We start from the raw sequence: 18,785 nt of genomic DNA on the forward strand, positions 1-18,785 counted from the left end.
ACGCAACGTAACACCCCGCGTACCCCCGTCACCGAATCGGCGGCGCTTGACAGTGCTTACCAGCCGGTAACAGACTGTGGCCACGGTGAGGGTTACCGGCAGTAACGGTAACCGTGTGAGACAGCTGGAGGGGACATGGCGGAGTTCACCATGGAGCTCAACGACGACCAGAAGCAGGTGCGGGACTGGATCCACGGCTTCGCCGCCGACGTGATCAGGCCGGCGGCCGCCGAATGGGACGAGCGGGAAGAGACTCCGTGGCCCGTCATCCAGGAGGCGGCCAAGGTCGGCATCTACTCGCTGGACTTCTACGCCCAGCAGTTCTTCGACCCGACCGGCCTCGGGATCCCCATGGCGATGGAGGAGCTCTTCTGGGGCGACGCCGGCATCGCCCTGTCCATCGTCGGCACCGGCCTCGCGGCCATCGGGGTCGTCGCCAACGGCACCGAGGAGCAGATCGGCACCTGGATCCCGCAGATGTACGGGACCCCGGACGACGTCAAGGTCGCCGCCTTCTGCTCCTCCGAGCCGGACGCCGGCTCCGACGTCGGTGCGATGCGCACCCGGGCCGTCTACGACCAGGCCAAGGACGAGTGGGTGCTGAACGGCACCAAGACCTGGGCCACCAACGGCGGCATCGCGAACGTCCACATCGTCGTCGCCGTCGTCGACCCCGAGCTCGGCACCAAGGGCCACGCCTCCTTCATCGTGCCGCCGAACACCCCCGGCCTGTCCCAGGGGCAGAAGTTCAAGAAGCACGGCATCCGCGCCTCGCACACCGCCGAGGTGGTCCTGGAGGACGTACGGATCCCCGGCTCCTGCCTGCTCGGCGGCAAGGAGAAGCTCGACGAGCGGCTCGCGCGGGCCCGTGAGCGGGCGGCGGCGGGCGGGGGCGAGCGGGTGAAGAACGCCGCCATGGCCACCTTCGAGGCCTCCCGCCCGGCGGTGGGCGCCATGGCGGTCGGCACCGCCCGGGCCGCGTACGAGGTCGCCCTCGACTACGCGAAGACCCGCACCCAGTTCGGCCGCCCGATCATCGACAACCAGGGGGTGGCCTTCCAGCTCGCGGACATGCGCACGCAGATCGACGCGGCCCGGCTGCTGGTGTGGCGGGCGTCCTGGATGGCGGTCGCGGGCAGGCCCTTCACCTCGGCCGAGGGCTCCATGTCGAAGCTCTTCGCGAGCGAGGTGGCGAAGAAGGTCACCGCCCAGGCGGTCCAGATCCTCGGCGGCAACGGCTTCACCCGCGAGTACCCGGTGGAGCGGATGCACCGCGACGCCGCCATCTACACGATCTTCGAGGGGACGAGCGAGATCCAGCGCCTGGTGATCGCCCGCACCCTGTCGGGCATGCCGATCCGCTAGCCGCGGTTCTACGGAGCCGGGGGCGCCGCCCGCCCCCGCCGCCCCTCCCGGGTCTCCGCCCGGGACCCGGGCTGGGCCCAGACCCCCGTTCCGGCCTGTGGCCGGGGTTCCGGGCCGCGCCCGGGGGGCAGGGGCGGGCTTCAGGCCAGGAGGCGGGTCAGGGCCCGGGCGAAGAGGTGGTGGCCCGCGCGGGCCACCAGGGGGTCCAGGGCGCGGGGGAGGGGGCGCAGACGCAGGTCCTCGCGCCAGTGGACCTCCGTGCCCCCGCCGGGGGCCGCGCGGAGCTCTATCTCGGCCCAGCCCGTCACCGTCCTGCCGCGCTTCTCCAGCCGGACCAGTCGCGGGGGCTCCCAGACGACGACCTCCATGGTGTCGTCCAACGTGATGCTTCCCACTCCCGTGCGCGCCGTGAAGCGCGTTCCGGCGCGCGTCGGCGGCTCCGTCTCGATGATCGTCCGGGTCAGCGGCACCTGTTCGCCGTGGCGTTCCCAGTCCGTCAGCCGCCTCCACACCTCGGCCGGCGGGAGGGGCGTGCGGCGAATGATCCGGATAACGGGCATGAGCGCATGGTAAGCGGGCATACACACCCTGAACTGGACGTCGAATATGGCTTCCGTCGGAGGGCGGCGATCAGTAATACTCACCGCCACCGTGGATCGTGGGTTCGACCGGGTGACCACCGGCCCTCCCGCCCCACACTGCGAGGAGGTGCGCCATGTGCTCCCACCAGCCCCCCTGCCCGCCCGCCGACAGCGCCGACCACGAGGCCGCGCGCGTCGTGGCCTCCCATCCCGAACAGGGCTGGAGCCTGCTCTGCAACGGGGTGGTCATCTTCGACGACACCGGTGAACTGCTCCCCGAAGGCCGGACGGTGGAACCCCGTCGCCCGGCGCTGGTCTGAGCGAGGAGGCAGCATGCGCCAGCAGCTGATCCGCAAGCCCGTCCCCAAGCCCGCCCCCCGAGACCTGGACCTGCGCACACCGTCGGGCAGACCCCTCCCGTACTGACGGGAGCCCAGGCATTACGCGGCCCACCGGCTGCCGGTCAGCCGGTGGGTGCCGCCGCACCGCCCCGGAACGCGGTCTCGTACGCCGCGTCGCCGATCGCCGCCCTGGCCTGCCGCTCGCCCTGGTCCCGCAGGGCCGTCAGCGAGGGCGAGCCCATCTGCGGCCTGCCCACCGTGCGCCACCAGGCGTGTGCGGTGCCGAGCAGCCGCGCCGCCAGCTCCCCGTCACCGAGGGCCGCCACCGCCGCCGCGAGCAGGTCCAGGCCCAGCGCGATGCCGAAGCGGTCGCCCAGCAGCCGTTTCCCGGACAGCATGGCCCGTACGTGCCGCGCGGCCTCGCCGTACTGGCCGAGCCCCAGCGCCGCGACGGCCAGCACGTAGTCCGCGTACGCCCGCAGCCAGCGCTCGCCCAGGTCCGCGCACGCCTCGCGCAGCCCGTGCGCCTCCTCGGCGGCCTCCTCGAAGCGCCCGAGGACGCACAGGGCGTACGCCGTGACCAGCCGGCACAGCAGCCGGCCCGGCCCGTCGGCCCGCCCCTCGTGGGCCGCCCGCGCCCGGGGCCCCGCCACCGCGAGCGCCTCCACCGGGTCGCCCGGCATCAGGACCGACACCCCCCGCAGGTAGGCGGCGCGCAGCCGCCGCTCCGGGTCGGCGAGCAGGGACGCCGCCCCGACGCACTCGGCGCCCATCGCCCGGGCCCCGTCCATGTCCCCCTGGAGCAGCATCGTCAGCCCGAGCGCCCACTGCGCCTGGACCCGGGCGGCCCCCGGTTCCGGGGCCCCGTGCAGGGCCCGCTCCAGGAAGGCCCGGCCCTCGTGGACGTGCCCGCACGAGAACCAGAAGAACCACAGGGCCCCGGCCATTTCCAGGGCTGCCGAGGGGTCCGTGCCGAGCAGGTGCTCCAGGGCGGTGCGCAGCTGCGCGTGCTCGGCGCTCATCCTGCGGTACCAGTCCAGCTGGCCGGGCCCCAGCCAGCCCCGGTCGGCGGCCCCGCAGAGCGCGGCGTACCAGTGGGCGTGCCGGTCCGCCACGGTCCGTACCTCGTCCAGCTCGGCGAGCCAGTCGAGGCCGAACTCCCGGATGGTGTCGAGCATCCGGTAGCGGGCCCCGGCCCCGCGCTCCCGGGAGCGCCGTACGACGGACTTCGCGACCAGCCCCTCCAGCACCCGCTCCACCCGCGCGGCCGGCAGCGGCCCGCCCGCGCACACGGCGCGCGCGGCGGCGATGTCGAAGTCCCCGCTGAACACCGACAGCCGCGCCCACAACAGCCGTTCCACCGGCTCGCACAGCTCGTGGCTCCAGCCGATCGCGGTCCGCATGGTCTGGTGGCGGGGCGGGAGCACGGCGCGGGTGCCGGAGAGCACCTCGAAGCGCGCCCCGAGGCGCTGCGCCATCTGTTCCAGGCTCCACCGCCGCATCCGGGCCCCGGCCAGCTCCAGGGCGAGGGGGATGCCGTCCAGCCGGCGGCACACCTCGGCGGCGGTCCGCGACCGCGCGGGGTCGGCGAAGACGGCCGAGGCGCCCGGGCTGGCGGCGAGGGCGCGGGCCCGGAAGAGGGCCAGTGCCTCGCTGTCGGGGCCCTCGCAGGACAGCGGGCGGACTTCGAGCACCGTCTCGCCGGGGGAGTCGAGCCGCTCCCGTGAGGTGGTCAGCACCGTCAGGCCGGGTGCGGACTGCAGCAGTTCGCCCGCGAGGTGGCGGACGTCGGAGACCATGTGCTCGCAGGTGTCGAGGACGAGCAGCAGGGCCTTGTCGGCCATCCACGCGCACAGTTCCTCGTCCAGGGGGTGCACGGAGTGGTCGGCGAGGCCGATGGCGTGCGCGACGGTCGTGGTGAGCAGCGCGGGGTCACGCAGCGGCGAGAGGTCCACCCACCAGATCCCGTCGGGCCAGGCGCGGCCGGGGCGGGGGCCGCCCGGCCGGGCGGCCGGGCCGCGGCGGGTGACGGCGCGCAGGGCGAGCCGGGACTTGCCGACGCCGCCCACCCCGGTCAGGGTGACCAGCCTTCGTCGCCCCAACAGGTCGTCGAGGGCGCCCAGTTCCTCCTCGCGGCCGACGAAGCCGGCTGCTTCCGGGGGCAGGTTGCCCGGCAGGTGTCCCGGGACGGCGCCCGGGCCCGGCGGGGGGTCCCCGCATGCGGAGTCTGCCTGATTGTGGTTGACCGAGTACTCACCGAACACGGATGTATTGTGCGCGATCTTCTTTCGCGGGGTCTGCCGTTCGGGGCGGATCGGCCCCGGGCCGGGCCGACGGGGGGTCAGCCGGACAGCTGGATCCGCCGTTCCTCGGAGAAGGCGCCCCAGTTGCCGTCGGGCAGCCGGGCGCGCAGTTTGAGCGTCCAGACCGTTCCGGCCGGCTCGGTGGTGGTGAGCCGGTAGGAGGCACGGCCCTCGGGTACGGCCCCGGCGCCGAACTGGATGACGGTGACGGGCCGGTCGTTGACGTAGAGCTGGTACTCGCCCGTCGCGCGGCCGGTGCCGGGGGCGGTCCAGGTCAGCTCCACCGCGCCGGGGGAGGCGGCCGCGGTGAACGAGCCGGGGGCCGTGCGCGGGGCCCGGCCCGGGTCGGCGGGGGTGGTCAGCGCCACCGGCGGGCCGTCCGGGGAGGAGTTGTCGGAGCCGTCGCGGGCGCGGACGGTGAACACGTAGGCGGTGCCCGGCTGGAGCCCGGTGACGGTGGTGGCGCCGTCCGTGCCGGGGGCGGTGTGGACGCGGACCCCGCCCTGGTAGACGTCGTACGCGGTCACGCCGGTGTCGTCGGTCGCCGCGCCCCAGCTCAGCCGGGCCTCGTGGGGCCCCTCCGCACGGCCGGTGGCGGTGGGCGGGGCGGTGGGGGGCAGGCGGTCCTCGGCCTTGGCTGCGGGGGTGGTCACTTCGGCCGGGGTGCTGAGCGGGGAGCGGTTCCCGGCGGCGTCCTTGGCCCGGACGGTGAAGGCGTACGCGGTCCGCGGGGCGAGGCCGGTGATGTCGGTCATGGTCTTGTCGGCGGGGAGTTCCCGGACCAACTGGCCGCCCTGGAACACCTGGTAGCCGCTGACCCCGTCGGCGGTGTCGGGCGTCCGCCACATCACGTGGACCGAGGTGGCGCTGCCCGCCTGCGCGGTGACCCCGGCGGGGGTCCCCGGGGGCCGGGTGTCGCCGTCCGCGCCGCACGCGGACAGGGCGACGGCCATGCCGAGGGCGAGCGCCGCCGCCCCGGCGTGGCGCGGGGAGGTGGTGGCGCGCACGGGATGCCCCCTGGGTCCGCTATTGGTCTAGACATATATGGCACGGGCGGGGCGGGCCCGCAAGGCCCCGGGGCCGGCGGGTGCGGCCGGGGGCGCCGGTCTGGGCGGGTTCGTCTTCATCTGCTCTTGTCTGGCATTATTGCGATCTCTTTGCAATAACGGATGATTTTGAACAGGGATGTGCACAGCATGACGGCCCGGACAGTACGGGGAGCGGCCGGCGCGACGCTCGCCACCGCGCTCATCACGGGCCTGGCGGCCTGCTCGAACCCCTCGGGGACCGCCTCGCGGGCGGATTCCGCGGTGGTCGGCATCGCGACCGAGCCGGAGAGCCTCAGCCCCCTGCTCGGCTACGGCAAGGACGGCAACTCCAAGATCTTCGACGGGCTGCTCACCCACGACGCGGACATGAAGCTGAAGCCCGCGCTGGCCGAGGCCCTGCCCGAGGTCTCCGCGGACGGCCGCACGTACACGTACAAGCTGCGGCAGGGCGTGAAGTTCAGCGACGGGGAGCCCTTCTCCGCCAAGGACGTCGAGTTCACCTACCGGACCATCCTCGACCCGAAGACGAACAACGCCTCCAAGGCCGAGCTGGACGCCGTGGAGAGCGTCACGGCCCAGGGCGCCGACAAGGTCGTCTTCACCCTCAAGTACCCCTACGCCCCCTTCGCCGAGCGGACCGTACTGCCCATCGCCCCCGAGCACATCGCGGGCCGGCAGGACGTCAACAGCGGCGAGTTCGCCACCAGGCCCGTCGGCACCGGCCCGTACCTGCTCACCGGCTGGTCCAAGGGCGAGAAGCTCAGCTTCAGGGCCAACCCCGCCTACTGGGGCGGCGAGCCCGCCGTGAAGAAGTTCACCATGGCCGTCGTCAAGGACGACGACGTCCGCGCGACCCGGCTGCGCGCGGGGGAGCTGGACGCCGCCGTCCTGCCCCCCAACCTCGCCCGGGGCTTCGCGCAGGACAAGGCGCGCAAGACGTTCGCCGCCAAGACCTTCGACTACCGCAACGTGACCCTCCCGACGCACAACGCCGTCACCGGTGACGTGGCCGTGCGCCGGGCGCTGGACATCTCCGTGGACCGGCAGGCCATGGTCGACAAGCTCCTCGAGGACGCGGGCAAGGCCGCCTACGGGCCCGTGCCCACCGACAGCCGCTGGTTCACCCCGGGTACGGAGCGCCCGTACGACCTCGAACGGGCCAAGCAGATCCTCGACGAAGCGGGCTGGAAGGCCGGCGAGGACGGCATCCGCGCCAAGGACGGGGTCCGCGCCTCCTTCCCGCTCTGGTACACCTCCGGCGACAAGATCCGCCAGGACCACGCGCTGGCCTTCGCCTCCGACGCGAAGAAGGCCGGCATCGAGGTCAAGACCGAGGCCGGGACCTGGGAGGTCATCGAGCCCCGGATGAAGACCGACGCCGTCCTCGCCGGCGGCGGCTCCCCGGCCGACCCCGACTTCGACCAGTACCAGCTGCTGACCTCCTCCCTCGCGGGCGACGGCTTCAACAACATGGCCCAGTACGCCAACCCGGCCGTCGACCGGGCCGTGGCCGACGGCCGCACCAGCGGCGACCCGGCCGCCCGCAAGGCCGCGTACGACACGGTGCAGCGCGAACTCGTCCAGAACCCGGGATACGTGTTCCTCACCCACATCGACCACGTCTACGTGGTGAACGACAAGTGGGAGGGCCCCTCCACCCAGGTCGAGCCGCACGACCACGGTCTCGGCTCCGGCCCCTGGTGGAACGTCGAGAGCTGGAAGCCGAAGCAGAAGTGACGTTCCGCCACCGTCCGGGGCCCAGCCGCCCGGGCCCCGGTGCGGGCCGCCCGCCCTGGGGGCCGATGGCCCGCATGGCGGGACGGCGGACCCTGTCCGCCGTCCCCGTCCTCCTCGCCGTCACCTTCGCGGTCTTCGCCGTCGCCGCGCTGTCCCCCTTCGACCCCGTGAAGGCCTACGCCGGCACCGCCGGCCTCACCGCCTCCCGGGCCGAACTCGACCAGCTGCGCACCAACCTCGGTGTGGACCGGCCCTTCCCCGCCCAGTGGTGGGACTGGGTCACCTCCGCGCTCACCGGCGACCTCGGCGACTCCGCCGTGATGCGCCAGCCCGTCGCCGACGTCATCGCCGAGCGCGTGGGCTGGTCCGCGCTGCTCGCCGGCTGCGCCTTCGCCGTGGCCGTCCTGCTGGGCACGCTGCTCGGGGTGCTCGCCGCCCGCCGCCAGGGCGGGGCCCTGGACCGGGCCGTGTCCGGCCTCGCGTACACCCTGGAGGCGGCCCCCGCGTTCTGGCTCGGGCTGCTCGCCGTCTGGTTCTTCTCCGTACGGCTCGGCGTACTGCCCTCGGGCGGGCTCACCGACGCCGCCGACGACACCGTCACCCTCTCCGGGGTCGCCTCCCACCTGGTGCTGCCCGCACTGGTCCTCGGCGTCTCCCAGCTGCCCTGGTTCTTCCTCTACGTACGCCAGGGCGTGGCCGACGCCCTCGGCGAGGACCCCGTCCGCGGGGCCCGCGCGCGGGGCCTGTCCGAACGGCGGGTCCTGCTCGGCCACGGGCTGCGCTCCGGGATGCTGCCCATGCTCACCCTCATCGGCTCCCGGGTCCCGGAGCTGATCACCGGCGCCCTGCTGGTCGAGACCGTCTTCAGCTGGCCCGGCATCGCCGCCGCCACCGTCACCGCCGCCACCTCGGTGGACTTCCCGCTGCTGGCCGCGCTCACCGTCCTGGCCACCGCCGCCGTACTCGCCGGCAACCTGCTGTCCGACCTGCTGTACGGACTGGCCGACCCGAGGGTGGGCTTCGATGGCTGACACCGCTGACACCGCTGACACCGCCTGGCGCCGGCACGGCCCCGACCGCCGCACCACCCGCGCCCTGCGCGTACGCACCGCGGTCGCCGTCACCGCCCTCCTCGTCCTCGCCGTCCTGCTGGTGCCCCCGCTGGTCCGGCTCGACCAGCAGGCCGTGGACCTCTCCGCGAAGCTGCTGCCGCCCTCCTGGGACCACCCCTTCGGCACCGACGACGTGGGCCGCGACCTGCTGCTGCGCTGCGTCTACGGGCTGCGCGTCTCCCTGCTGGTCGGCGTGGTCGCGGCGCTCGTCGCCACCGTCCTCGGCACCGCCGTGGGCGCCGCCGCCGGAGCCCTCGGCGGCCCTGCCGACCGGCTCGTGATGCGGGCCGTCGACGCCCTCTCCGCCATCCCGCACCTGCTGCTCGGCATCTTCGTCGTGGCCCTGTTCCGGCCGGGCCCATGGCCGGTCCTGGTGTCCGTGGCGCTCACCCACTGGCTCTCCACCGCCCGCATCGTGCGCGCCGAGGTGCTCTCGCTGCGCGGCCGCCCCTACGTGGACGCGGCCGTCTCCGGCGGCGCCTCCCGATGGCGGGTCACCGTCCGCCACCTGGTCCCGGGGGTGCTGCCGCAGGCCGGACTGGCGGCGGTGCTCATGATCCCGCACGCCATGTGGCACGAGTCCGCCCTCTCCTTCCTCGGCCTCGGCCTGCCGGCCCACCAGGCCAGCCTCGGCACCCTCGTCCAGGCCGGCCGCGGCTCGCTGCTCGCCGGCGACTGGTGGCCCACCCTCTTCCCCGGCCTGCTGCTGATCGTCCCCACCCTGGCCGTCGCCGGCCTCGCGGGCGCCTGGCGCGACCGCCTGAGCCCCCGCCGCCGCTCGGAGCTGACCCTGTGACCCCGTACCCCGCACCCACGCCCCCCGCCGGGGAGGTCCTGCGCGTCGAGGGGCTCTCCGTCCGCTTCCGGATGCGCGGCGGACGGTACGTCGAGGCCGTCTCCGACGCCGCGTTCCGCCTCGGGCCCGGCGAATGCCTCGCCCTCGTCGGCGAGAGCGGCTGCGGCAAGTCCGTCCTCGCCTCCGCCCTGCTCGGCCTGCTCCCCGGCAACGCCGAGACCGCGGGCTCGGCCCGCCTCGGCGACGGCCTCGACCTGCTCGCCGCCGACGAGAAGACCCTCGCCCGCACGGTACGCGGCCGCCGCGTCGGCCTGGTCCCGCAGAGCCCCGCCGCGCACCTCACCCCCGTCCGCACCGTCCGCTCCCACCTGGAGGAGACCGTCCGGGAGCTCACCGGCCCCGGTGACCCGCGCGCGGCCGCCGAGGCCGCGGCCGCCCGGGCCGCCTTCCCCGCGAGCCACCTCGACCACCACCCCCACCAGCTCTCCGGCGGCCTCGCCCAGCGCGCCGCCACCGCCCTCGCGCTCATCGGGGACGCACCCCTGCTCCTCGCCGACGAACCGACCACCGGCCTCGACCGGGACCTCGTGGAGCGCACCGTCGACGAACTGCGCGCCCACACCCGGGACGCCGGCCGCGCCCTGCTGATGATCACCCACGACCTGGCGGCCGCCCAGCGCATCGCCGACACCGTCGCCGTCATGTACGCCGGCCGGATCGTGGAACTCGCCCCCGCAGACACCTTCTTCGGCGCGCCCGGCCCCCGCCACCCCTACGCGCGGGGCCTGCTCGACGCCCTGCCCGAGCGGGCCTTCACCCCGATCCCCGGCGCCCCGCCCGAGCTGGGCGACCTGCCGCCCGGCTGCGCCTTCGCCGCCCGCTGCGCCCTGGCCGACGCCGCCTGCCGGGCCGGGCGGCCCCCGCTGACCGAAGGGGTGGCCTGCCACCATGCTTGAGCTCAAGGGCATCACAGCCGGCTACGACCGCCGGGGCCCCGTCGTGCGGAACGCGCACCTCGCACTCCACCCCGGCGAGGCCCTCGGGCTGCTCGGGCCCAGCGGCTGCGGCAAGTCCACCCTGGCCCGGGTCGCCGCCCTGCTGCACCGGCCCGACCGGGGGACGGTGACCCTCGACGGCCGCACCGTGACGGGCTTCCGGCACCGGGCCCCGCGCTCCCTGCGCACCGAAGTCGGCGTCGTGTTCCAGCAGCCCCGTCTGTCCGCCGACCCCCGCCTCAGGCTGTACGACCTCGTCGCGGAACCGCTCCGCGCCACGGGCCGGCGCAAGGAGGCGGAAGCGGCCGTCGCCGAGCTGGCCGGCCGGGTCGGCCTGGGCGCCGACCTCCTCGCCCGGCGCCCCCACGAGGTCAGCGACGGCCAGCTCCAGCGCGCCTGCGTGGCCCGGGCGCTGGTGCTGCGGCCGCGCTGGCTGGTCTGCGACGAGATGACCGCGATGCTCGACGCCTCCACCACCGCCGCTCTGGTCGGGGTGGTCGAGGAGTACCGCAGGGAGACCGGAGCCGGTCTGCTGGCCGTCGGGCACGATCCGGTGCTGCTCGGCCGGTGGTGCGACCGCACGGCGAACTGGGGCGACATCGCCGGCGGTTGACCGACTGTTGCGCCTTCGTGAATCATCCTCCCCCTCCATGGACTCCTCGGGCAGTGCGATCTAGCGTCTGGCGGCGGCGCGATGTCAGACGCAATGTCAACAACACTGAGGAACAAGGAGGACGACCGGATGTTCCGAAGAGCGCTGAACTGCGCCGCGGTACCGGCCATCGCCACCCTGACGCTGATCGGCGGGATCGCGCCGGCCGCCCGGGCCGAGGAGATCCCCAAGGCCCCCGGCCACCGCCTGGTCAGCCACTACGACGGCGGCCCCGCGACCGCCGCCCCGCTGCCGGGCGAGGCCCCGCCGCAGCACCCCTTCCTCGCACCCAACGGCCGCAACGGCATGCACTCGGACGCGGGCGGCAGCGCCACCGTCCCGTGGTCCGGCCCCCTGGGGAAGAACCCCCAGGTCAAGAGCGAGAAGATCGCGGCCCTCGGCGGCGAGTGCGCCACCGCCACCTTCGACGCCGGAGGCCGCCTCGTCACCGTCTGCGGCACCTTCTCCGGCTTCAAGGTCAAGCTCCTGGAGCCCCGTACGCTCGCCACGCTCGCGGAGTACCAGCTCCCGCAGCGTTCTTCCACGGTCGAGGCGATCACCTCGCTCGACTTCGCGAAGATCTTCAAGGACACCTCGGGCGGCGCCTACTTCTACCTGGACGACCGGGACCGCGCGGTGCTCGCCGACTCCCGCCAGCACATCCTGCGCCTCGCCCACTCCCAGAACCCCGACGGGAGCTGGAAGTTCACGGTCGACGACGACTGGGACCTCACCGGCCAGGTACCGCACGACTGCGTCAGCTGGACCAACCTGTGGCCCAGCGGCACCTGCGACCCCGTCACCTCGGTCATGCCCGACTGGAACGGCCGCGTCTGGTGGGTCACCCGCCAGGGCCGCGTGGGCACCGTGGACCCGGCGAGCGGGCAGATCCGGTCCGTCCGGCTGGAGGGCGAGGAGATCCAGAACTCCTTCTCCGTCGCCGAGGACGGGGTCTCCATCGTCACCGACCACGCCCTGTACGGCTTCCGCGCCCGCGCCGACGGCACCCCCGAGGCCCAGTGGCGCCAGACGTACGACCGAGGGACCGGGACCAAGCCCGGCTCCGTGAACCAGGGCTCGGGCACCACCCCGGACCTCTTCGGCGACGGCTACGTCGCCATCACCGACAACGCCGACGACCGGATGAACGTCCTCGTCTACCGGCGGGGCGCCGACGTCCCGGCGGACCGGCGGCTGGTGTGCAAGGTGCCCGTCTTCGGATCCGGCGCCTCGACCACCGACAACTCCCTGATCACCTGGGGCAACAGCATCATCGTCGAGAACAACTACGGCTACGAGAACCCCACCTCGCTGCTCCTGGGCAAGTCGGTCGTCGGCGGTGTCAGCCGCATCGACGTCCGCGCCGACGGCAGCGGCTGCGACACGGTGTGGGAGAGCGCGGTCCGCGCTCCCTCCGTGGTCCCCAAGCTCTCCACCGCGAACGGGCTGCTCTACTTCTACGAGAAGGAGCCCAGCTTCTGGGGCATCGACTCCTGGTACCTCACCGCGGTCGACTTCCGCACCGGTGAGCGCCGCTGGCGTCAGCTGACCGGCACCGGACCCCTGTACGACAACAACTGGGCGCCGATCACCCTCGGCCCCGACGGCACGGCGTACGTCGGCGTGTTCAACGGCATCGTCGCGGTCCGCGACGGCGGCTGACCGCCCGCGGGCTCCGGCGGCCGGGTCCTCAGTCGCCCGGCCGCCACAGCGGGTGCTCGCGCTCGGCCCACCACCGCGCCACGGAACCGGTGCGCAGGCCGCGCCGGGCCTCCGGATCACCGAGGGCCTTGCCGATGTGCCCCGCGAGTACGACGGCCAGCGCCAGGGCCAGCCAGTCGTGCAGGAACGTGGCGCCGGTCCGCAGCGCGAGCGGCGCGAGTCCCGTGCACCACATCAGCAGCCCCGTTCCCAGCATCACCAGGACCGCCCCGGCCAGCCAGGCCGCGTACACCTTCTGCCCGGCGTTGAACTTCCCGGCGGGCCGCGGCCCCCGGCGCCGCAGCGCGGAGCGCAGCCAGACCCGGTCGTGCGGGCCGTACCGGTTCAGCACGCGCAGGTCCGCGCGGAAGACGCGCGAGCCCAGACCGAGCAGGAAGGGGGCGAGCAGGGCCAGCCCCGACCAGGTGTGGACGGTGGCCACCAGGTGCCGGCGTCCGACGAGCTCCGCGAGGGGCGGCAGGTACAGACAGCCGGCGGAGCCCACGCAGATCCCCATGAGGGCGGCCGTGGCCCGGTGGATCCATCGCTGGGCGCGGTCGAAGCGGCGCACCCGTGCGGGCGCGTCAGACGGTCGGGGCATCGTCGCGTCCGTTCGACTTGCCGACCCAGGCGTCGACGTCATAGCCCAGCCCCTCCCAGTAGCCGGGCTCGACGTCCCGGGTCACGGTGATCCCCGAGAGCCACTTCGCCGACTTGTAGAAGTACATGGGCGCGACGTACAGCCTCGCCGGTCCGCCGTGGCCGTGGCTCAGCGGCTTGTCCTGCATCCTCAGGGCCACCATGACGTCGTCGCGCCGGGCCTGGGGGAGGGTGAGGCTCTCGGTGTAGGTGCCGTCGAAGCAGCTGAAGCGGACGGCCCGGCCCTCCGGCCGGACCCCTGCCGCGTCGAGCAGCCGCCACACCGGCACGCCCTCGAAGGGGGTGCCGGGGACGCGCCAGCCGGTGACGCACTGCACGTCGCGGACCACCCTGGTCTGCGGCATCCCGCGCAGCGCGTCCAGGGCGTACATCGCCGGGCGCTCGACCAGGCCGTCGACGGTGAGCCGGTAGTCGCCCGGGCCGCGCTCGGGCACGGAGGCGGTCACCGAGTAGTACCGGAACCCGCCCCCGTTCGGCAGCAGCCCGGTCAGGCCGGTCGGATCCTTGTCGGCGGCCGCGCCGAGCCCCGTCTCCACACCCCGCCGCAGCCAGGGCGCGGCGGCCAGCCCGGCGGCGCCGAGCCCGACCATGCCGAGGACCAGGCGCCGCCCGACCGGGGCGCCCTGCCCGTCGGGGTCGGCCCGCGGTTCGGGCTCCGCCTGCTGTCCGGTGTTTCCCTCTGTGCTCACCCGGCGATTCGACCACCCGCCCGTGGCCCGCACCAGGGCGGAGCGCCCGCCGTCAGACTTCCGTCACATCCGGGCGGGTCACAGGCCGGCGCAGGCGTCGGGGCGGCTGCCCGGCGGCAGGAGTGCGGTCTCCGGCCCGGTCAGGGCGCGCCCGGCGAGCGCGCAGGCGCGCTCGCGCCAGGTCTCCGGGTCCAGGGGCAGCACCTCGATGCCCGAGCCCTCCGACCAGGCGAGTTTCGCACCGTCCGCGGACCAGTCGCCCGTGGCTCCGTACCCGGGGGTGAAGTGGTAGAGCTCGGTTCCGCGTCCCGCATCCCAGAAGGTGAAGGAGTTCACCGTCGCGACCGTGCTCAGCCTGGACGGGGTGGGAAAGCCGTTCAGCCACTGGATGCCCTGGTAGGCCAGCGTCCGCCAGGTGCCCTTGTCCATGTCCCGGATCCTGAGGGCCCCGTCGGTGGTGACCACGGCCAGCAGTCTGCCGGTCTGGTCGAAGGCCAGCTGCCGGGCCGGGCCCTTCTCGGACTCGAAGTCCTCCACCACCTTGCCCTTCTTGAAGTCCCAGATCTCGATCCTGTCCCCCTTCGCGCGGACCGCTGCCTGTCCGTGACCGGGACGGGCCACCCCGAAGAGGATGGAGGCCGCCGTCGACACTTCGATCGGCTCCTGCACCGACGGCCGGTACGTGTAACCGGCCTGCGTGCCGGACTTGAGATCCCAACGGGACACGTAGGAGACCGCCGAGACCACGGCGTGGTCGTTCCCGTCGAACCAGACGTTGACCCAGGCCGGGGTCCGGCCCGTGCGGGAATCGGCGCGTGCCGGATCGATCCCGGGGGGTGCGGGCAGTCCGAGGCGGCGGACCTCGGCGAGTCCGGGGCCGTCGCCGGACGGCTTGAGATCCCAGACCAGCACCCCGAGGCCGTCCGTGGTGACGGTCAGCAGCCGTTTGCCGTCCGGGCCGAACGACGGGTAGAGCCGCGCCAGCGGGGCCGAGGGGCGCACCGCCGCGAGCTGGCGGCGCGTCTTCAGGTCCCAGAGGCGCAGGGCCAGGCCGTCCGCGTCGATACTGGCGACCCGCCCGTGGTCCACGTCCACGGTTCGGATCAGGCTCGTGAGCATGGCGCTGTCGAAGCCGGTCGGCGCGGGAACCCGGGCGACGACGACCGTGCCCCCCGCACTGACCGCGACCTTCATCGCGTCCGGGGGACCCGCCAGGCTCACGGCCGGCAGGGCCTGGGAGCCCGCGATGCCCTCGTCCTGCTGCGCGGGGGCGGGCAGGTCGAGGGTGGCGGGCAGTCCGTCCTGGAGATCCAGTACCAGGAACCGGTAGCGGCCCAGGCTCGCTCCGAACCGCTGCGCGGGGTTGAGCAGGAACCGGCCGGTGCGGTCGAGCCGGGGCACGTACAGCGGGCACACCAGGCTCAGCTGGCTCGTGCTGTACTGCTTCTTCACCTTGGGCTGCCCGTTCAGGTCCCAGGCCTGGAGGATTCCGTCAGCCGTGCAACGGACGAGGGTGGAGCCGTCGGCGCTGACCGTGGCCGGGCCCGTCTCCTGGGCGCCCCAGGGCTGTTCGTCGAGACGCCCGTCGGACAGCTGCCAGCGGACCAGCCGGCCCTTTGCCCCGGCGGCGGAGCCTTCCGGTACGATCCGGCCGATCACGCTGTCGCCGTTCGGCCCGAACCAGGCGTGTGAGACGGTCCAGCTCGCAGGTGGTGCCAGAGCCCCGCCGACACGGGTTCCGTCCGCCGCCTCCCACACCGAGACACCGTCTCCGGGGATGGCCGCGAGCAGCCGCCGTCCCGAGCCGTCGAAGCGGAGGTCGGTGGGCGCCCGGGCGTTCTGCTTGGCCTGCTCGGCACCGCGCAGCCCCACCGTACGCCAGCTGCCGTCGGCCGCGTGGACGCCCGCCGTGAGGATGCCGAAGGGATCGGAGCTCGCCACGGTGCGGCCGTCGGGGCCGGCCGTGACCAGACGGACGTTGTCCCGGAACTGGGTGAGGTGCGGAGGTCCGGTTCCGAGGTCGGCTCCCAGTACCGCGCCGGAGTGCAGGCCGATGGTGATCCGCTTGCCGTCCTCGCTCACCACCGTGTCCCGGACCTCGCCGTTGCCCTCGTAGACGATCTGCTCGACGTGCCGCATCCGCACGTACTGCTCGAACAGGGCCGTCTGCGCCTCGGGGCTCGGGGCCGTGCGGTTCGCCGCCGCGCTCATCAGCGCCGAGGTGGCGAGCGAGACGTCGTCCAGCCTGCCCGCCAGCTGCGCGATCTGCGGGGAGGCGGCCTCGCGCAGGTCGTCGTCCAGCCGGCCGTTCGCCCCGTACAGCTGCCAGGAGGCGACGACGGCGATGACCAGGAGGACGCTCAGCAGGGAGATGCCCGCCTGCTTGAGCCTGCGCGAGCGCCGGGTCTGGGCCGCCTCGGCGGCGCGGCGGGCCAGCCCGGCTTCGAGGAACTCGTGCTCCAGGGAGGAGAGTTCGTCCCCGCGCAGCCCGGTCTGGGCGACGGCGGCGTCGAGCGGGGCGCCCGTGAGCAGCTGGTCCGGGGCCCGGCCGAGCTCCTCCCAGCGGTCCAGGTCGCGCCGGAAGCCCGCCCGCCAGGTGAGGAACTCCCGGTCCTGCGCGACCCGGCGGGCCAGGGTGGGCCAGGCTCCGATCAGCGCCTCGTGGGCCAGTTCGACGGTCTGGCCGCGCTCCGGGTCCCCGCCGACGACGAGGATCCGCCGCTCGGCGAGCAGGCCGGCGATCCGCCACCGCTCCTCCCCGGCGTCGGACCGGCTCAGCACCCCGCGCAGCGGGGCCTCGCCTCCCGGCGCCATCCTGACCAGCGCGGTCAGCAGCCGCAGGGCCTCCTCCTCGTCGGCCTCCGCGACGCAGGACCGCCAGGCCGCCTCCGCGTGCCGGCCCAGGGCGCCGCGGACGCCGCCGATCTCCTCGTACGAGGCGAAGCGCAGACGGCCCATGGCCTGTTCGTCCCACAGCCGCGCCAGTACGAAGCCCAGCAGCGGCAGCGTCCCGGGCTCGGCGCCCGCGTCGTCCAGCATCCGGGTGACGAGGCCGGGGTCGTACGACACGGCGGGGATCCGGGCCAGCGGCCGCAGGATGACCTCGGACATCTGGGCCCGGGTCATCGGCAGCAGCGGCCGGACCGACGCCCGGCCGAGGGCGGGGCCGAGGACGGGGTGCGCGAGGGCGGCCTCCAGGAAGTCGGCCCGGAGCGTGAGCAGCACCCGCAGTCCGGCGGGGTGCGGCTCGGGGAAGAGCAGTGCGGCGGAGTCGTCGTCACCGGACCGGCCCTCCGCGAGCAGCGCCTCGGCCTGGTCGAGTACGACGAGCAGCCGGCCCGCCCGGTCCCCGAGGGCCAGCCGGGCGGCCGCGGTCAGGCCGTGCCGGGCCAGGTCCTCCTCCAGTTCCCGCGGCCCCGCCGGCCCGCCGCCGAGGCGGGCCAGCTCCGAGGCGAGCGCCGTGCGCACGGGCAGCCCCTCGGCGGCCCGCACCACCAGCACCTCGTACCCCCGGGCGCGCAGCCGGGGTGCCACCCCGGCCAGGGCCAGGGAGGACTTCCCGCAGCCGGACGGACCGACGAGGGCCACGCGGGAGCGCGGGCCCGCGTCCAGCAGGCCGGCGACGTCCTCGGCCTCCGGGTCCCGGCCGAAGTACACCTCCGCGTCGGCCTCCTGGAAGGCGGCGAGGCCGCGGAAGGGGGAGGCCGGGCTCAGCAGGGGGCCGAGCGCGGGGACCTCCGCGATCAGGGTCCGGGTGGGGATCACGAAGCTCTGCCGGTCTCCGGACAGCTGGGCGGCCACCACCATGCCGACCACGGCCCCGGCCGCCTCGTCCCAGACGGGGCTGCCGCTGAAGCCCTTGTCCACCGGGACGCCCTGCCGGTCGGCCCCCGACAGCTGCACCCAGTTCTCGGCGGTCCAGCCGCGCAGCCGGCCCGCGTGCCAGACGCCGCCCGGGAAGGCCGCGGTGAAGCCGGCCACGCGTACGGGGTGGTCCCAGACGCTCGTGGGCGAGGCCATGGCGAGCGCGCCCGCACCCGCGACGGGCGTCCGCAGGCGCAGGACCGCGATGTCCCCGGTGCCGTCGGCGCGCAGCGGAACCCAGTGCTCCACCTCGGCCGGGGCCTGCCGGGAGTCCCCGGACAGGGGGCGGTCGAGGGTCAGGACGCCCGTCGGCGCGGGGACCTGCGTACGGGGTGCGCCCAGGGCGTCGGCCACGACGTGGGCGCAGGTCAGCGCCAGGTCGGGGGCCACCAGGAAGCCGACGCCGACCGGCCCGTCCGGGCCCGCCACCCGGACGGTGGCGGAGCCGAGCACGGCGTCCGCCGCCTCCCCGGCCCATCCCGCCGTGGTCATCAGGGGGTGCTCGGCTGGTCGTCCTGCGGGGCCCGGGAGTTCCAGGTCAGGGTCACGCCGAAGTTGGCCTGGGTGGCGGTGCTGGCGATGACGATGTCCGCCTCGGCCGACAGGGAGACCCCGAACTCCAGGGTGATCTCGTCCGGCCGGTGGGCCAGCCCGCTGAGCCGGCCCACGAAGCCGTCGGCCAGCGGCCGGATGCTGTCCACCATCTCCCCGAAGGAGCGCGACGCCCGTGCGACGGAGCCGCCGCCGCGCCCGACCCGCGCCAGCGACTCGTCGATCTCGCGGATCTGCACCCGCAGCACCCCGTCGGTGCCGTCCCCCAGGGGGACCTCGACCGTACGCACCTCGGTACTCATGACCGCCCACCCTCCCCGTTGCCCAGCGGCTCGGTGTCGTGGGGCAACTCTTGCACGGAGGAGGGGAGTTGGGGCAAGGCCCGGGC

15 protein-coding genes are annotated in these 18,785 nt (G+C 74.5%); 8 read left to right on the plus strand and 7 right to left on the minus strand.

Annotated features, from left to right (window positions below):
• Window positions 1-135: 135 nt before the first annotated feature.
• Complete coding sequence (locus tag ACZ518_RS09490; protein ID WP_007262773.1) at window positions 136-1,365, plus strand: acyl-CoA dehydrogenase family protein; 1,230 nt, start codon at window positions 136-138, stop codon at window positions 1,363-1,365.
• 140 nt (window positions 1,366-1,505) lie between these two features.
• Here ACZ518_RS09490 and ACZ518_RS09495 read toward each other — a convergent pair whose 3' ends face one another.
• On the minus strand, window positions 1,506-1,925 hold the full coding sequence (locus ACZ518_RS09495; protein WP_469112437.1) for an SRPBCC family protein: 420 nt from the start codon (window positions 1,923-1,925) through the stop codon (window positions 1,506-1,508).
• Window positions 1,926-2,080: 155 nt separating this feature from the next.
• On the opposite strand from ACZ518_RS09495, the gene ACZ518_RS09500 reads away from it, so the two are divergent.
• Window positions 2,081-2,266 carry a DUF5999 family protein gene (locus ACZ518_RS09500; protein WP_125815414.1) on the plus strand — a complete coding sequence of 62 codons (186 nt, stop codon included), beginning with the start codon at window positions 2,081-2,083 and terminating at the stop codon, window positions 2,264-2,266.
• 143 nt (window positions 2,267-2,409) lie between these two features.
• On the opposite strand, the gene ACZ518_RS09505 is transcribed toward ACZ518_RS09500, so the two are convergent.
• Window positions 2,410-4,551: an ATP-binding protein gene (locus ACZ518_RS09505; RefSeq protein WP_469112438.1), complete on the minus strand. Its 2,142-nt coding sequence runs from the start codon at window positions 4,549-4,551 to the stop codon at window positions 2,410-2,412.
• A 77-nt stretch (window positions 4,552-4,628) separates the two neighbouring features.
• Window positions 4,629-5,597, minus strand: coding sequence for a fibronectin type III domain-containing protein (locus tag ACZ518_RS09510; protein WP_469112439.1), 969 nt, complete (start codon window positions 5,595-5,597; stop codon window positions 4,629-4,631).
• 189 nt (window positions 5,598-5,786) lie between these two features.
• Here ACZ518_RS09510 and ACZ518_RS09515 point away from each other — a divergent pair, with 189 nt between their 5' ends.
• From ACZ518_RS09515 to ACZ518_RS09540, 6 genes are all read left to right on the plus strand, one after another.
• Window positions 5,787-7,376 carry an ABC transporter substrate-binding protein gene (locus ACZ518_RS09515; protein WP_469112440.1) on the plus strand — a complete coding sequence of 530 codons (1,590 nt, stop codon included), beginning with the start codon at window positions 5,787-5,789 and terminating at the stop codon, window positions 7,374-7,376.
• Between the two features lie 65 nt (window positions 7,377-7,441).
• On the plus strand, window positions 7,442-8,407 hold the full coding sequence (locus tag ACZ518_RS09520) for an ABC transporter permease (RefSeq protein WP_469112441.1): 966 nt from the start codon (window positions 7,442-7,444) through the stop codon (window positions 8,405-8,407).
• The gene (locus ACZ518_RS09525) at window positions 8,400-9,284 is read left to right on the plus strand and encodes an ABC transporter permease (protein ID WP_469112442.1); all 885 of its coding nucleotides are present in this window, start codon (window positions 8,400-8,402) and stop codon (window positions 9,282-9,284) included. Before ACZ518_RS09520 ends, ACZ518_RS09525 begins: the two co-directional genes overlap by 8 nt.
• Window positions 9,281-10,240: an ABC transporter ATP-binding protein gene (locus tag ACZ518_RS09530; protein WP_469112443.1), complete on the plus strand. Its 960-nt coding sequence runs from the start codon at window positions 9,281-9,283 to the stop codon at window positions 10,238-10,240. Before ACZ518_RS09525 ends, ACZ518_RS09530 begins: the two co-directional genes overlap by 4 nt.
• Window positions 10,233-10,892: an ABC transporter ATP-binding protein gene (locus ACZ518_RS09535; protein WP_469112444.1), complete on the plus strand. Its 660-nt coding sequence runs from the start codon at window positions 10,233-10,235 to the stop codon at window positions 10,890-10,892. Before ACZ518_RS09530 ends, ACZ518_RS09535 begins: the two co-directional genes overlap by 8 nt.
• Window positions 10,893-11,021: 129 nt before the next feature.
• A complete protein-coding gene (locus ACZ518_RS09540; RefSeq protein ID WP_469112445.1) occupies window positions 11,022-12,593 on the plus strand; it encodes a hypothetical protein in 1,572 nt (523 codons plus the stop codon).
• Between the two features lie 28 nt (window positions 12,594-12,621).
• On the opposite strand, the gene ACZ518_RS09545 is transcribed toward ACZ518_RS09540, so the two are convergent.
• The 4 genes from ACZ518_RS09545 to ACZ518_RS09560 form a co-directional block, all read right to left on the minus strand.
• Window positions 12,622-13,233 carry a cytochrome b/b6 domain-containing protein gene (locus tag ACZ518_RS09545; protein WP_469112446.1) on the minus strand — a complete coding sequence of 204 codons (612 nt, stop codon included), beginning with the start codon at window positions 13,231-13,233 and terminating at the stop codon, window positions 12,622-12,624.
• Complete coding sequence (locus ACZ518_RS09550) at window positions 13,217-13,981, minus strand: molybdopterin-dependent oxidoreductase (protein ID WP_469112447.1); 765 nt, start codon at window positions 13,979-13,981, stop codon at window positions 13,217-13,219. Before ACZ518_RS09550 ends, ACZ518_RS09545 begins: the two co-directional genes overlap by 17 nt.
• 78 nt (window positions 13,982-14,059) lie before the next feature.
• Window positions 14,060-18,337 (minus strand): nSTAND1 domain-containing NTPase, encoded by a 4,278-nt coding sequence (locus tag ACZ518_RS09555; RefSeq protein WP_469112448.1) that lies wholly within the window; start codon window positions 18,335-18,337, stop codon window positions 14,060-14,062.
• Window positions 18,337-18,699, minus strand: coding sequence for a CU044_2847 family protein (locus ACZ518_RS09560; protein ID WP_469112449.1), 363 nt, complete (start codon window positions 18,697-18,699; stop codon window positions 18,337-18,339). Before ACZ518_RS09560 ends, ACZ518_RS09555 begins: the two co-directional genes overlap by 1 nt.
• Between the last annotated feature and the right edge of the window lie 86 nt (window positions 18,700-18,785).

It is taken from the genome of Streptomyces sp. NPDC033966, assembly GCF_055575955.1.

What these genes read in the sequence shown, in the direction of transcription:
- ACZ518_RS09545 (WP_469112446.1), bottom strand. Translation starts at nt 13,233, where the DNA reads ATGCCCCGACCGTCTGACGCGCCCGCACGGGTGCGCCGCTTCGACCGC.
- ACZ518_RS09515 (WP_469112440.1), top strand. Translation starts at nt 5,787, where the DNA reads ATGACGGCCCGGACAGTACGGGGAGCGGCCGGCGCGACGCTCGCCACC.
- ACZ518_RS09495 (WP_469112437.1), bottom strand. Translation starts at nt 1,925, where the DNA reads ATGCCCGTTATCCGGATCATTCGCCGCACGCCCCTCCCGCCGGCCGAG.
- ACZ518_RS09520 (WP_469112441.1), top strand. Translation starts at nt 7,442, where the DNA reads ATGGCCCGCATGGCGGGACGGCGGACCCTGTCCGCCGTCCCCGTCCTC.
- ACZ518_RS09525 (WP_469112442.1), top strand. Translation starts at nt 8,400, where the DNA reads ATGGCTGACACCGCTGACACCGCTGACACCGCCTGGCGCCGGCACGGC.
- ACZ518_RS09540 (WP_469112445.1), top strand. Translation starts at nt 11,022, where the DNA reads ATGTTCCGAAGAGCGCTGAACTGCGCCGCGGTACCGGCCATCGCCACC.
- ACZ518_RS09500 (WP_125815414.1), top strand. Translation starts at nt 2,081, where the DNA reads ATGTGCTCCCACCAGCCCCCCTGCCCGCCCGCCGACAGCGCCGACCAC.
- ACZ518_RS09535 (WP_469112444.1), top strand. Translation starts at nt 10,233, where the DNA reads ATGCTTGAGCTCAAGGGCATCACAGCCGGCTACGACCGCCGGGGCCCC.
- ACZ518_RS09490 (WP_007262773.1), top strand. Translation starts at nt 136, where the DNA reads ATGGCGGAGTTCACCATGGAGCTCAACGACGACCAGAAGCAGGTGCGG.
- ACZ518_RS09560 (WP_469112449.1), bottom strand. Translation starts at nt 18,699, where the DNA reads ATGAGTACCGAGGTGCGTACGGTCGAGGTCCCCCTGGGGGACGGCACC.
- ACZ518_RS09555 (WP_469112448.1), bottom strand. Translation starts at nt 18,337, where the DNA reads ATGACCACGGCGGGATGGGCCGGGGAGGCGGCGGACGCCGTGCTCGGC.